This window comes from Nonlabens sp. Asnod3-A02 (genome assembly GCF_045063755.1).
Taxonomy (GTDB): Bacteria; Bacteroidota; Bacteroidia; order Flavobacteriales; family Flavobacteriaceae; genus Nonlabens; species Nonlabens xylanidelens.
In genome coordinates this window covers 334,436-348,346 of sequence record NZ_JBEFOC010000008.1, presented here as the reverse complement: position 1 = coordinate 348,346, position 13,911 = coordinate 334,436, and the positions used below count along the sequence as shown (strand labels likewise).

The 13,911-nt window shown below is 36.1% G+C and carries 14 protein-coding genes; 10 read left to right on the top strand and 4 right to left on the bottom strand.

Translation table 11 applies throughout. The features are described 5' to 3' along the window. The first annotated feature begins 1 nt into the window (after position 1). The 4 genes from ACJJVN_RS11515 (at position 2) to ACJJVN_RS11500 (ending at position 5,619) form a co-directional block, all read left to right on the top strand. Positions 2-1,633: a DUF4270 domain-containing protein gene (locus ACJJVN_RS11515; protein WP_405378196.1), complete on the top strand. Its 1,632-nt coding sequence runs from the start codon at positions 2-4 to the stop codon at positions 1,631-1,633. A gap of 10 nt (positions 1,634-1,643) precedes the next feature. Next, positions 1,644-3,491: a glutamine--fructose-6-phosphate transaminase (isomerizing) gene (gene glmS / locus ACJJVN_RS11510; protein ID WP_405378194.1), complete on the top strand. Its 1,848-nt coding sequence runs from the start codon at positions 1,644-1,646 to the stop codon at positions 3,489-3,491. A gap of 268 nt (positions 3,492-3,759) precedes the next feature. Then, the gene (gene atpD, locus ACJJVN_RS11505; RefSeq protein WP_104514033.1) at positions 3,760-5,271 is read left to right on the top strand and encodes a F0F1 ATP synthase subunit beta; all 1,512 of its coding nucleotides are present in this window, start codon (positions 3,760-3,762) and stop codon (positions 5,269-5,271) included. A gap of 72 nt (positions 5,272-5,343) precedes the next feature. Continuing rightward, on the top strand, positions 5,344-5,619 hold the full coding sequence (locus ACJJVN_RS11500; RefSeq protein WP_104514032.1) for a F0F1 ATP synthase subunit epsilon: 276 nt from the start codon (positions 5,344-5,346) through the stop codon (positions 5,617-5,619). A 322-nt stretch (positions 5,620-5,941) separates the two neighbouring features. Here ACJJVN_RS11500 and ACJJVN_RS11495 read toward each other — a convergent pair whose 3' ends face one another. From ACJJVN_RS11495 to ACJJVN_RS11480, 4 genes are all read right to left on the bottom strand, one after another. Further along, positions 5,942-6,367, bottom strand: coding sequence for an ankyrin repeat domain-containing protein (locus tag ACJJVN_RS11495; RefSeq protein WP_405378192.1), 426 nt, complete (start codon positions 6,365-6,367; stop codon positions 5,942-5,944). A gap of 133 nt (positions 6,368-6,500) precedes the next feature. Beyond that, positions 6,501-6,710: a helix-turn-helix domain-containing protein gene (locus ACJJVN_RS11490; RefSeq protein ID WP_405378190.1), complete on the bottom strand. Its 210-nt coding sequence runs from the start codon at positions 6,708-6,710 to the stop codon at positions 6,501-6,503. A gap of 3 nt (positions 6,711-6,713) precedes the next feature. Next, positions 6,714-7,214, bottom strand: coding sequence for a hypothetical protein (locus ACJJVN_RS11485; RefSeq protein ID WP_405378188.1), 501 nt, complete (start codon positions 7,212-7,214; stop codon positions 6,714-6,716). A gap of 2 nt (positions 7,215-7,216) precedes the next feature. Next, positions 7,217-7,756, bottom strand: coding sequence for a DUF2975 domain-containing protein (locus ACJJVN_RS11480; protein ID WP_405378186.1), 540 nt, complete (start codon positions 7,754-7,756; stop codon positions 7,217-7,219). Positions 7,757-8,075: 319 nt separating this feature from the next. Between ACJJVN_RS11480 and ACJJVN_RS11475 the strand changes: the two genes are divergently transcribed. The 6 genes from ACJJVN_RS11475 to bioB all read left to right on the top strand — a co-directional run bounded on the left by ACJJVN_RS11475 (position 8,076) and on the right by bioB (position 13,911). After that, the gene (locus tag ACJJVN_RS11475; RefSeq protein WP_405378184.1) at positions 8,076-9,197 is read left to right on the top strand and encodes an aminotransferase class I/II-fold pyridoxal phosphate-dependent enzyme; all 1,122 of its coding nucleotides are present in this window, start codon (positions 8,076-8,078) and stop codon (positions 9,195-9,197) included. After that, entirely contained in the window at positions 9,194-9,607 is a 414-nt protein-coding gene (locus tag ACJJVN_RS11470) for a DUF2007 domain-containing protein (RefSeq protein WP_104514027.1), read from the top strand. Before ACJJVN_RS11475 ends, ACJJVN_RS11470 begins: the two co-directional genes overlap by 4 nt. Beyond that, entirely contained in the window at positions 9,600-10,217 is a 618-nt protein-coding gene (gene bioD, locus ACJJVN_RS11465) for a dethiobiotin synthase (RefSeq protein WP_405378182.1), read from the top strand. The genes ACJJVN_RS11470 and bioD overlap by 8 nt, the downstream gene beginning before the upstream one ends. Then, a complete protein-coding gene (gene bioA, locus ACJJVN_RS11460; RefSeq protein ID WP_405378180.1) occupies positions 10,214-11,491 on the top strand; it encodes an adenosylmethionine--8-amino-7-oxononanoate transaminase in 1,278 nt (425 codons plus the stop codon). The genes bioD and bioA overlap by 4 nt, the downstream gene beginning before the upstream one ends. 93 nt (positions 11,492-11,584) lie before the next feature. Further along, positions 11,585-12,706: a beta-ketoacyl synthase N-terminal-like domain-containing protein gene (locus tag ACJJVN_RS11455; protein WP_405378178.1), complete on the top strand. Its 1,122-nt coding sequence runs from the start codon at positions 11,585-11,587 to the stop codon at positions 12,704-12,706. A 116-nt stretch (positions 12,707-12,822) separates the two neighbouring features. Beyond that, positions 12,823-13,911, top strand: coding sequence for a biotin synthase BioB (bioB, locus tag ACJJVN_RS11450; RefSeq protein WP_104514023.1), 1,089 nt, complete (start codon positions 12,823-12,825; stop codon positions 13,909-13,911).

The window sequence follows — 13,911 nt, the reverse complement described above, 5'->3', positions numbered from 1 at the left end:
AATGAAAAAAATGTTATGTAGTGCTGCGATTGCTGTCGTGGCTATGTTAGGAGTGGTGTCCTGTGATAATGATTTAACTCCTTTGGGAGCAAACTTTTTAGGAGAAGATGCCTCTGATGTGATTCAAGAGGCTGTATTTGATGTGAAGACATACAGTGTGCCAGTTAATCCTGTGCAAACTAATAATTTCACTTCTTTTCCTTTTGGTACTTATAATGATCCGGTTTACGGTGTTACTAATTACGGTATAGTAAGCCAGGTTAATTTATCAAATCCTAATGTTGATTTTAGTGGTAATGCTGTTTTGCAAAACGTTTATTTAGATATTCCTTATTATTCAACAGCAATATCTATTGAAGATGAGGTAACTACTTATGAGCTAGATTCTATTTATGGGAACCAGGCTGTTGATTTAAAGATTTATAGAAATGGGTACTTTTTGAGTAGCTTTAATAGTGAAGATGTTACTCAAGGGGCTGTCTATTATTCAGACCTAGAGCAGACTATTGACTTGAATAAAGGAGAGTTGATTTATAGTAATACGGCTTATCTGCCTTCTTCTGCTGAAGAACTGGTAACTGAGGTTGATGATGAGGGGTTAAGTGAGGTTGTAGAACGGTTGGCTCCTAGACTTAGGGTAGGTTTAACTATTGATCAATGGAAAGAATTATTGTTTCAATTAGATACGGATGGTTCTATTATTGATGCCAGGACAGAATTGTCTTCTGCTAGTAATTTCCAAAATTATTTTAGAGGCCTTTATTTTAAGGTAGAAGGAGCTAATGGTGGAGGAAATATGATTCATTTAGATCTGAATTCTGCTTCAATTACTTATGTGGTAGAGTCAGATACTAGTCTTATCGATGAGAACGATAGTGATGGCGATGGAAATGTTACGGAATTTATAAGAGTGGAGTCGGATTATATAATTAATTTTAATGGTAATAAGGCGGTATTGATTGACCATGATTTCTCATCTGCTATTGATGCAGATATAGCTGCTTCAAACGATCCGGTTAATGGTGCTGAGAATTTATATTTAAAAGGAGGATCTGGTTCTTTAGCAGTTGTAGAATTATTCGGTCAGGCTACTAATGATATAGATGGTGAAGCACCTGCGCTTTCTAGTATTATAGCAAACGATTGGCTTATAAATGAAGCTTCTATTGAGTTTTATGTAAATCAATCTATTGTTGAAGGTGGAGAATCAGAACCTGAGCGTATTTTAATATACGATTATGATGATAATACGGTGCTTGCTGATTTTGTTTTTGGAACATCTACTTTAACTGGTGTAGATGCTAATACAAATCACTTAGGTAGATTAGAAAGAGTTGTTGCAGGTGATTTAGATTCCGACGGGACGTTTTATAAGCTTAGAATTACTCAGCATTTAAATAATATTATTCAAGGTAATGTTGAGAATAATAGATTGGCTATTGTTACTAGTCAAAATGTTTCGCTTTTAGGGAATACAGGTGTTTCAGATGCTCCTGTCAATAATCCAGATCTAGAAGCGATCCCTCTTAGTGCAGCTATTTCTCATGAAGGAACAGTTATTTATGGAAACCTTTCCCCTGAGGTGGATAAAAGACCTGTCTTAAAGGTGTATTATTCAGAAACAACCAACTAAAAAAACAAATATGTGTGGAATCGTAGGTTACATAGGGCACCGTAAGGCATACCCTATAGTATTAAATGGTTTAAAAAGACTTGAGTATAGAGGTTATGATAGCGCAGGAATTGCTATTTACGACGATAAAGAATTAAAGTTTTCTAAGACAAAAGGCAAAGTAGCAGACTTAGAAAAAAAACTTGAAGCAGAAATTTCTACTGATGGTACTATCGCTATAGGTCATACGAGGTGGGCAACTCACGGAGTGCCTAACGATGTGAATTCTCATCCTCATTTTTCAAATAATGGTGATTTAGTTATCATTCATAATGGTATTATTGAAAATTATGAGCCTTTAAAACAAGAGTTAAAAAATAGAGGTTATACTTTTCAGTCAGATACGGATACAGAGGTTTTAGTTAACCTTATTGAAGATGTGCAAAAGAAGGAAAAAGTAAAGTTAGGGAAAGCTGTTCAAATCGCACTGAATCAGACTATTGGTGCTTATGCTATTGCAGTCTTTGATCGCAAAAAACCTAATGAGATAGTTGTAGCCCGTTTAGGGTCTCCACTTGCTATAGGTGTTGGTGATAATGAGTATTTTATTGCTAGTGATGCAAGTCCGTTTTTAGAATTTACTAAAAATGCTATTTACTTAGAAGATGGAGAGATGGCTATTGTGCGCACGCACAAGGACATGAAAATAAGAAAAATCAAAAATGATTCTTTAGTAGATCCTTATATACAAGAGTTACAAATGAATCTTGAGCAAATTGAAAAAGGTGGTTACGATCACTTTATGCTTAAGGAGATTTATGAGCAACCGGATGCAATACGAGATACTTTTAGAGGTCGTATGCTAGCCGATCAGGGTCTTATTAAAATGGCTGGTATAGATGATCATATAGATAAATTTATTAACGCAAAACGTATCTTAGTCGTTGCCTGTGGTACTTCATGGCATGCAGGTCTCGTGGCTGAGTATGTTTTTGAGGAGTTAGCACGAGTACCAGTTGAGGTAGAGTATGCTTCTGAATTTAGATATCGAAATCCAGTAATTGATAAAGACGATGTTCTAATTGCTATATCTCAATCAGGAGAAACAGCAGATACTATGGCGGCTATTAAGCTGGCAAAAGAAAGTGGAGCGTTTGTTTTTGGTGTATGTAACGTTGTAGGTAGTTCTATTTCTCGCGAGAGTCATGCAGGAGCTTATACTCATGCAGGTCCAGAAATAGGTGTAGCTTCTACAAAGGCATTTACTACGCAAATAACTGTGCTTACATTGATAGCGCTACAATTAGCTAAGAAAAAAGGTAAAATTTCTACTAGTGATTTCCATACCTATCTTAAAGAGTTAGAGACTATTCCTGAGAAAGTTGCTGAGGCATTAACAACTAACGATCTTGTAGAAAAAATTGCTGCTATATATAAGGACTCAAAAAACTGTCTTTATTTAGGTCGAGGATTTAATTTCCCTGTAGCGCTAGAAGGAGCTTTAAAACTTAAAGAAATAAGTTATATCCATGCAGAAGGTTATCCAGCTGCAGAGATGAAACATGGTCCTATCGCTCTTATTGATGATCAAATGCCTGTTGTCGTGATTGCGACTAAAAAAGGTCACTATGAAAAAGTAGTTAGTAATATTCAAGAGATCAAGGCGCGTAGCGGTAAGATTATAGGTATTGTTACTAAAGGGGATGTAGATGTGAAAAATCTTGCTGACCATGTAATAGAAGTGCCAGAGACTATTGAGTTTATGACACCTTTATTAACTACTATTCCGTTACAATTGCTTTCTTATCACATAGCTGTTATGTTAGATAAAAACGTAGACCAACCTCGCAACCTTGCAAAAAGTGTTACTGTAGAGTAAGTTGATTATATTTAAAAAGTTCAAAAGCCATTTCTTTAAGGAATGGCTTTTTTTATTCCCGCTTTCGCGAAAGCGGAACACGGCTTATTCCTATTGGTCTTATTTACAGATATGTGGGTTGACAAGTCCCTCTTTAAACGGTTAATATTAAAGAGTCCTAAAAAAATTAAAAAACACCTTATTTTTATAGAGATGAAAGCAGTATCTTTGCGCGACGAAAAACAGCCGTTAAAAGCTGTATCTTTTTAAGTTTTAAAACATTATATAAATGTCTCAAATTACAGGTAGCGTTTCACAAATCATCGGACCGGTGGTAGATGTAACATTCGACAGTGCAGAAGGCGCACTTCCTAAAATTTATGATTCACTAGAAATCGCAAAAGAGGACGGTTCTTTACTGGTACTAGAAGTACAATCTCACATAGGTGAGAGCACAGTAAGAACAATATCTATGGATTCTACAGATGGTCTTAGTCGTGGTACAGCGGTTAAAGCAACTGGTAATCCTATTAAAATGCCAGTAGGTGATGACGTTTACGGTCGTCTATTTAATGTAATCGGTGATGCCATTGACGGTTTAGGAGATCTTCCTAAAACTGGAAAAGATGGACTTTCTATTCACAGAGATGCACCAGCATTTGAAGATCTTTCTACTTCTACTGAGGTGCTTTATACAGGTATCAAAGTAATCGACCTTATTGAACCTTATGCAAAAGGTGGTAAAATTGGACTTTTCGGTGGAGCAGGAGTTGGTAAAACAGTATTGATTCAAGAATTGATTAATAACATTGCAAAAGGTCACGGTGGACTTTCAGTATTTGCTGGAGTTGGTGAGCGTACTCGTGAAGGGAATGACCTTCTACGTGAGATGTTAGAATCAGGGATTATCAAGTACGGTGATGACTTCATGCATTCTATGGAAGAAGGCGGTTGGGATCTACAGAAGGTTGATAAAGCCGGAATGAGAGAATCTAAAGCAACTTTCGTATTTGGACAAATGAATGAGCCACCAGGAGCACGTGCTCGTGTAGCGCTTTCTGGTCTTACGATTGCTGAATATTTCCGTGATGGAGCTGGTGATGGACAAGGAAAAGACGTTCTTTTCTTCGTTGATAACATTTTCCGTTTCACACAAGCAGGTTCTGAGGTGTCGGCACTATTAGGTCGTATGCCATCTGCAGTAGGATATCAACCTACACTAGCAACAGAAATGGGTGCGATGCAGGAAAGAATTACTTCTACTAAAAAAGGATCTATTACATCTGTACAAGCGGTTTACGTACCTGCAGATGATTTAACGGATCCAGCACCAGCAACAACGTTTGCTCACCTTGACGCAACTACTGTATTGTCTCGTAAGATTGCAGAATTAGGTATCTACCCAGCGGTAGATCCTCTAGATTCTACATCTCGTATTCTTGCAGCAGATATTTTAGGTGATGAGCACTATGATTGTGCTACTCGTGTAAAAGAATTATTACAGCGTTATAAAGAGCTTCAGGATATCATCGCCATTCTAGGTATGGAAGAATTATCTGAAGAAGATAAAATGGCTGTAAACCGTGCACGTCGTGTACAACGTTTCTTATCTCAGCCTTTCCACGTTGCAGAGCAGTTTACTGGTCTTAAAGGTGTGTTAGTTGATATTAAAGATACTATCAAAGGATTTAATATGATTATGGATGGAGAGTTAGATCACCTTCCAGAAAGTGCATTCAACCTTAAAGGTACTATCGAAGAGGCTATTGAGGCAGGAGAAAAAATGCTTTCTGAAGCATAATATAAGTATACAGTTACCGTCGTCTTGATCTGATTAAGACGACTGGATACTGTGATATAAAATTATACAAATATGATTTTAGAAATAGTTACACCAGAATTAACACTTTTTAAAGGTGAAGTAGAATCTGTGTCTGTACCTGGTATAAATGGACAGTTCCAGATGTTAGATAATCACGCGCCAGTAGTGTCGTTATTATCAAAAGGTGCTGTAAAGATATTTGGTAATGTAGTGTTAGATAAAGCTAACGCTGCTCTTTTTACTAAAGAAGATGGTACTACTAACTTTGCTATAACTGGTGGGGTTCTAGAAATGAAAGATAATAAAGCGATAGTCCTAGCAGACTAATAACGTTCTTATCATAATATATTAAAGCCTCGATCTATGGATCGAGGCTTTTTTATATAGGACATTTGATTTCTTAAGATTCTTTCTATTGCTTCTTTAAGGAGCTTCTTGTGTGTTTTACTAGAGTGTTCTTAGGATTTTAGGTTTAATCAGTTTAATGGCTCTAGATTACTTCTATCAATTTTCAAACTGTTGCTGATTGTGTTTTTAGAAACCTACGGTAGTTTTAATTTTTAATACAACAAAAAACCTGCAAAGTAGGCTTTGCAGGTTTTATATAAATTCCCTCGATACTAAGAATGAGGTATGTTGTTATAATAAATTACTTTAATAATTTAATGGTAGCTTCATTACCATTTGCCATTGCAAGATCTAATGCAGACTTACCATCTACTTTAATAGATTTATCAGCTCCGGCTTCTAATAGAAGAGATACAGTATTATCGCGACCCATTTTTGCTGCCCACATTAATGGAGTGTTGTCTCCACATGTTTGGTTTACATTTACTTTAGCATCATCTAATAAATAAGAAATAACGTCACCGCTATTCATTTGTACGGCTAATTGTAGTAAAGTCGATTGTCTAGTACCAGCTTGGAAACAATTATCTTTATTAGAGTCGGTTACAAAAACTTTAAGGTCAGTAGGACTGTCGTTTTTAAGGGCAATTGTCATGTCTCTAGTTAAATCTTGAGCGCTTACTGTTCCTGCTAGGATTAGAGCGAGAATAAAAAGAACTTTTTTCATCATTGTTAGGTTTTAAGATATGCTAATATAACACTATCGTTTAAAACCTTTTATCTGTTTATCAATAGATTTTAATTTGTAGCGATCTAGCTTTGAGAGAAAACACAGCTGGTGTGCTAGGTGAGTAGTTCTTTTAGGGTTGTTTTCTGTATTCTAGTATATCTCCAGGCTGGCATTCTAGTGCTTCACAAATAGCTTCCAGGGTAGAAAACCGTACAGCCTTTGCCTTACCAGTTTTGAGTATTGATAAGTTAGCTGTAGTAATACCTACTTTCTCAGCGAGTTCATTGCTTTTCATGCCTTTTTGTGCCAGTACGACGTCTAGATTGATGTTTATAGGCATGAGTTATATGGTTAGGTCGTTTTCTTGTTGTATAAGTGCTCCGGCTCTTAGTGATTTAGTAACGTACCAGAAAATTACGCTTAGAATCAGTAGAAAATAACCACTACAGAATTCAAAAGAAAAAAATATTTTCCCTTCATACGGTATTAATATTCTAGAAATAAAACTCCACATAATTATGGAAAAGCCGGTAAGTTGTAACAGCTGACTACCACGATATAGTTTATGAATACAAGCTTTGCTGTAAAAATCACCTTTCATCATTTCTTTACTCATACCATGAAATTGAAGTAGTGTAAAGCAAGATATAATAAAGATGATTCCGTAGCCTAAAAAGTTTATCCATAAATTATTAATTTCCTTTTCATCAGTAAATTCACCAAAATATTGCCAATTTATAATAAAGGGAAGGGTAACCCAGAAGGGTAAAGTGATATAAAAAAGGATTGTAAACCAGACTCCTCTTATACTACTCTCTAGTTTTTTATTTTGCGATGCTTGCATAATTATATCGTTAATTCATTTTCTTCTTGAATAATGATCGATTCATTCATGATTTTGGAGATGATAATCAAGAATATACCAAAAGCCAAAAGTACAAATGCAGAGTCAAAAGAAATACCAAGGTGAACGCTGTTGGAAGAATCTGAAAGATCCATGTCTTTAACTATAGGCATTGTTACATATTTGTAAATGTAAGTAGGTAATTTTGTAATTAATAAACCGATCACACAAAACAATCCTGCCTTATATAAATGTACTTTAATAAGCTCATCAATAAATCTTTGCGGTGAGATACGGTAAGAAGCTTTTCTCAAATGATAAATCATTCCTAGAAAAAACCAATATCCTATCACAGATAAAGCTAGCACTAAATAAAACGTCCAGTGTATGTTATAAATGTCTTCACCAAAGTTGGTAAATTTCGTTGCTAATCCATCGGTAAAAAGGAAGAGTGTAAATGGCGCAAGAACTGCACTTATCCAACTGAAGAAATATACTAGCGTAAGTATTGCTCTTAAGGTACTGAGCCAAGTTATTTTCATAATAATTATTGTTTTTCAATAACAAACTTATCATATTATTATTGATTAACAATAATAAATTATCGAAAAATGATAATAAAATTCGTTAAACAGCTTAATATGTGATGTTTAATTTATTGAAATGTATTAAGGTAAAGTTTGATCTTTGATTTGTTTTCACAACCATAAAGCCCTTTTGCTTGGTCTATCGGCTGTGCCTAGCTCATCACCTACCTGTTTTGCTTTTTTAACAAGAAATTGTTTTTATTTTGATGTAATGGTAACTTGTATTTTTTGAGAACAACAAATAACCGAATACTAAAACACTTATTTTTGCATCATGCTTCCAGAAAAACTACAGACTCTTTTAGGTATGCGTTACTTCTCAGGGAGTTTACGTAAACTTACTGTAAACGATCATCTTATAGATTTCTCTTCAAATGATTATCTAGGTTTTTCTAAGATACATGTGTCACATAAAGCGCAATCTAATGGCGCTACTGGCAGTAGACTTATTTCTGGACATAGCGATTTACATAACCAGATAGAAGATCAAATTGCACAATTTCATAATGCACCAGCTGCTCTGCTATTTAATTCAGGTTATGATGCAAACATAGGTCTCGTACCTGCACTTACAGATCGAGCAGATTTGATACTTTTCGATCAACTCGTTCATGCTAGTATTAGAGATGGGATACAATTATCGCAGGCAAAATCTCTTAAATACCGTCATAATGATTTAAGACATCTAGAAATTTTGCTATCAAAATTTAGTGAGGCCGAGGGTCGACAGGTGTATGTGATCACAGAATCTGTGTTCTCTATGGATGGCGACATGCCAGATCTTAAGAAATTGATAGATTTAGTTAGCAGGTTTGATAACGCACATTTAATACTAGATGAGGCGCACGCACTAGGTGTTATAGGAAAAAATGGCGCCGGACTTGCACAACATCTCGATCTAGAGAATGATGTTTTTGCACGAGTTATGACCTTTGGTAAAGGTTTGGGATGTCATGGGGCAGCTGTTTTAGGTAGTGAAGATCTTAAAGAGTATTTGATTAATTATGCTCGCAGTTTTATTTATACCACAGCATTGCCAGAGCATTCATTGCAGTGTATTTTAAATGGGTACCTTACTTTGAGTCGTAGTGAAGATGTCATCTCTAGATTAACTAGTAACATTGAGTTGTTTAATAAACTGGTATTGCAAGCTGGATTGAGATTACGCTTTCGCGAAAGCGAGACCGCCATTCAAACTTGTATCATACCTAATAACGAGGTGGTAAAAAAAGCCGCATTTACGCTCCAAGAGAATGGGTATGATGTTAGGGCGATACTGTCACCTACGGTTAATAAGGGTGAAGAACGACTGCGTATATGTATTCATAATTTTAATACAGAAAATGAAATGAGTGGCATGCTACAATTACTTGCCAAAACTCTGAAAAACTTATGAGTAAATTTAAAACCATAGCCGTATTTGCTTATCCAGCAGAGGCTGTTGTAGTAAAAGGTAAGCTAGAGAGTGAGCAGGTAGAGGTTTTCTTAAAAGATGAGTTTACCGTTGCAACAGATCCATTTGCTACAAACGCTATAGGTGGTGTTAAAATGCTGGTGTATAAAGAGGATTTTATAAAAGCGATGGGTATTTTAGAACAATCTAATCCTGATTTATTAAAATATCGTGTAGAATATATAAAATGTCCCAATTGTGGAAAAACAGACGCTAGAGAAATACGAGATATTGAAACGGCACCTACCTTTGCAGATAAAATGAAAGCGGTTGTTTTAAACATCTTTCCTTTTTCTAATTCTTACAATTATCAGTGTAAGAGTTGTTATACAAAATTTGACGTGAATGAGTAAAATATTTATTACCGGTATCGGTACAGATGTTGGAAAAACAGTTGTTGCGGCTATAGTTACAGAATCACTTAATGCAGACTACTGGAAACCGATACAAAGTGGTCTAGAAGAAACTGATAAAGCGACTATCTCTACTTTATTATCAAATACAATAACTACTATACATCCAGAAGCTTATAGATTAGTGACACCTATGAGCCCGCACAAGGCTGCTCAAATAGATGGTGTTACTATCGATCTAGATAAAGTAATACGTCCTGATACTGAAAACACTCTGGTTATAGAAGGTGCGGGCGGTCTATTAGTTCCTTTAAATGATAAGGATACTATTGTGGATCTTATAATGCCAGAGGATAAAGTTATTTTAGTTAGTTCTGGTTATTTAGGTAGTATCAATCACACGTTATTGAGTGCGGCGCTTTTAAAATCAAAAGGACTCAATTGTGTAGGCGTTATATACAATCATGTAGATCTTGATGGTACAATTGAGGTTATTGAAAAAATGACTGGACTTAATACTCTAGGTCATATATCTAGAGAAGAAGAAATAAACGCGTCGGTAGTGGAGAAGTACGCTTTAAAATTTCAAAAAGCTTTAAAAGCATTATGATCAAAAAGGATATTCTAAAAAATGATGCCGATTTCATTTGGCATCCACTAACGCAACATAAAACGGCTAGTGAGCCTCTTGCGATTGCTCATGCAAAGGGTAATTATCTGTATGATTTTGATGGTAAAAAATACTTTGACGGTATTTCTAGCTGGTACACCTGTAGTTATGGGCATACAAATCCTGTTCTTACTGGCGCAATTAAGAAACAAGTAGATCAATTGCATCATGTGGTTTTTGCTGGTATGACTCATGAGCCTGTTGCTACATTGGGTGAGAAACTGATCGGTATCTTGCCAGATAACCAGCAAAAACTGTTCTTCTCTGAGAATGGTTCTACTAGTGTAGAGATAGGTCTTAAAATGGCTTTTCAGTATCACTTCAATAAAGGTGAGAAACGAAATATGGTAGTTGCCTTAGAAAATGGTTTTCATGGAGATACCTTTGGTGCCATGAGTGCTAGTGGTTTATCAGTCTATAATGGGCCATTTGAAGATTTTTTTATAGATGTGGTGCGTATTCCTGCTCCAACAAATGAGAATCTTCCTCAAGTTTTAGAATTAGTACACTCTCTTTTAGAAAAACACGAGATTTCTAGTTTTATTTATGAGCCGCTAGTTCAAGGAGCTGCAGCCATGCAACTTAATGATGCTGCTGCGCTGTCCCAAGTGATTAGAAAATTTCAACAACATGGAGTTATCGCCGTGGCAGACGAGGTGATGACAGGTTTTGGTAAAACAGGGACTTATTTTGCTAGTGATCAAATAGAAGCAAAACCAGATGTTATTTGTTTATCAAAGGCGCTCACCGGTGGTATCATGCCTATGGCAATTACTTCTTGTACACAAAAGGTGTACGATGCCTTTTATGATGATAATCTTGCCAAAGGATTATTCCATGGACATACCTATTCTGGTAATCCACTAGGTTGTGCAGTTGCTGCAGCTGCTATCGATTTATTAATCTCTGAGGGTATTCAAAGAGGTATAAAGAATATAGAAGCATCTAACAGAGTGTTTAAATCAAAAATTGAATCACATCATAATGTTTCCGCAGTTAGAACTAGAGGTGTAATACTTGCTATAGACCTTGCCATAGAAATGGAACGTTATGGAAATAAACGTAACGAGATGTTTCAGTGGTTTTGGAAACGTGGTTTGTTTTTAAGGCCATTAGGTAAAACAGTTTACATTGTGCCACCATTTACTACCACGTCAGCAGAATTGGACTTTATTTATCAATTATTAGAAGAGTTTTTAGATCAGATTAGTTAATCTAACAATCTGTGTTGAAACGGTATAAAAGAACTTATTAATAGATTTTTAATCTAAGTTCTTTTCACGATTTTTGCAGTCGTAAATAAGCTTGTGAAAAACCCTATATATATTAACGATGCAGCCATGGTAGCTGCGGTAGACTCTTTTAAAGATCAACAAGAAACTAGTTTTTTTAATAAAAAAGACAGTGCTTGGGTAGGTCCTATTTCTAGCGAAAAAGAATCTCAGTTAAATGCATTTTTAAAAGAAAATGAATCGTATAAATCCTTGGACCGTAGTGTACAACTGGCGTTATTATCCGCTAGATCTTTGAAAAATGTTCCATCACAAACGGGCATTAATATAGGTTCTAGTCGTGGTGCAACTGGTTTATGGGAAGAGTTTTATTCTCGCTTTCGCGAAAGCGGAACCGTACCAACGGCAACATCTCCATTAACTACACTAGGTAATATATCGAGTTGGGTAGCACAAGATCTAGGTCTTAAAGGAACTGCTTTTTCACATAGTATTACCTGCGCAACGGCATCTCATGCGATACTTAATGCTATTGCATGGCTAGAAAGTGGTATGGCGACTAGCTTTATAGCTGGTGGTAGTGAAGCGCCATTAACACCATTTACAGTGAGTCAAATGCAAGCTTTACGCATATATTCACGAGATACCGATCAGTATCCTTGTAAAGCACTGGATCTAGATAAGACTCAAAACTCCATGATATTAGGAGAAGCTGCTGCTGTGTTTTTACTTTCTAAAGAAGATAATAATAGTATAGCGAAAATCACAGGTTACGGAAGCGCTATAGAAAAACTAGCTAGTGCAACATCTGTAACCGCTAGTGGAGACTGTCTTCAAGAATCAATGAGGCAGGCAACACAGCATATGAATCTAGAAGATGTAGATGCAATTATCACTCATGCACCTGGAACAATAAAAGGAGATAAAGCAGAGTTCGTTGCGATTAAGAGCGTTTTTGGAGATCAATATCCGTGTTTATGTAATAATAAATGGCAATTAGGTCATGCGCTAGGTGCAAGTAGTGCGCTTAATCTAGCTATGGGAATAGAAATGTTGCAATCACAGAGTATGTTTACTGTTCCATTTTTAGCAGATTCATTTGTGAATCCGCGTGGAGATGTTAGAATACCTAAACGTATTTTAATCAACGCGACTGGCTTTGGTGGTAATGCGGTAAGTTTACTGATAGAAAAATAATACTAGAATTAAAAACTAATAATTTGATAATAATAAGTGCTTTCCTTTAACATTAATTCATTGTAGCTATTACTTAAGGAAACCTTATTTTTACCTTTTTAACGTAGAATACGATTATGAGACACGACTGGACTAAAGAAGAAATATTAGAAGTTTATAACAGACCTATTATGAATTTGTTATATGATGCGGCGACTATTCATAGAGAATTTCATAACCCTAATCAGGTACAAGTTTCTACGCTTCTTTCTATTAAAACTGGCGGTTGTCCAGAAGATTGTGGGTACTGTCCACAGGCAGCTCGTTATCATACCGACGTAGAAGGAAATGATTTAATGTCTGTGCAACAAGTAAAAGCACAGGCTTTAAGAGCAAAATCTAGTGGTAGTTCTCGTGTATGTATGGGAGCAGCATGGAGAAATGTAAAAGATGGGCCAGAATTTGACCAAGTGTTAGAAATGGTACGTACTATTAATAAATTAGATATGGAAGTGTGTTGTACTCTAGGTATGATCACTGAAAACCAGGCACACCGTCTAGCTGAGGCTGGATTATATGCTTATAATCACAACCTAGACAGTTCTGAAGAGTATTATAAAGAAGTGATTTCTACTCGTGGCTACCAAGACAGACTAGATACTATAGATAACGTACGTAAAACTAATGTTACCGTATGTAGTGGTGGTATTATAGGTATGGGAGAAAATATAGAAGATCGTGCAGGTATGTTAGTTGCACTAGCTAGTTTAAGCCCACAACCAGAAAGTACACCTATCAACGCACTTGTTGCCGTAGAAGGTACACCACTTGAGGAGCAACAACCTGTTTCTATTTGGGAAATGATACGTATGGTTGCTACTACGCGTATAGTAATGCCACAAACACAGGTAAGACTAAGTGCTGGTAGAACAGACATGTCTAGAGAAGGACAGGCGATGTGTTTCTTTGCAGGAGCTAATTCTATATTTGCAGGTGATAAATTACTTACCACACCTAATCCAGATGTGAATGAAGACATGAAAATGTTTGAATTATTAGGACTAGAGCCTATGAAACCATTTGTAAAAAAGGCACAACCAGAAACGGTAGAAGCTCAATATTCTGAATATAAGGATCAAGGTGAAAAGCCTAAATGGTCTCGTCCAGGTCACAAGATCGAGCGTAATGAGGAGGCTAAACAAGCTGGTAAAGCCGTTAAAGCATAG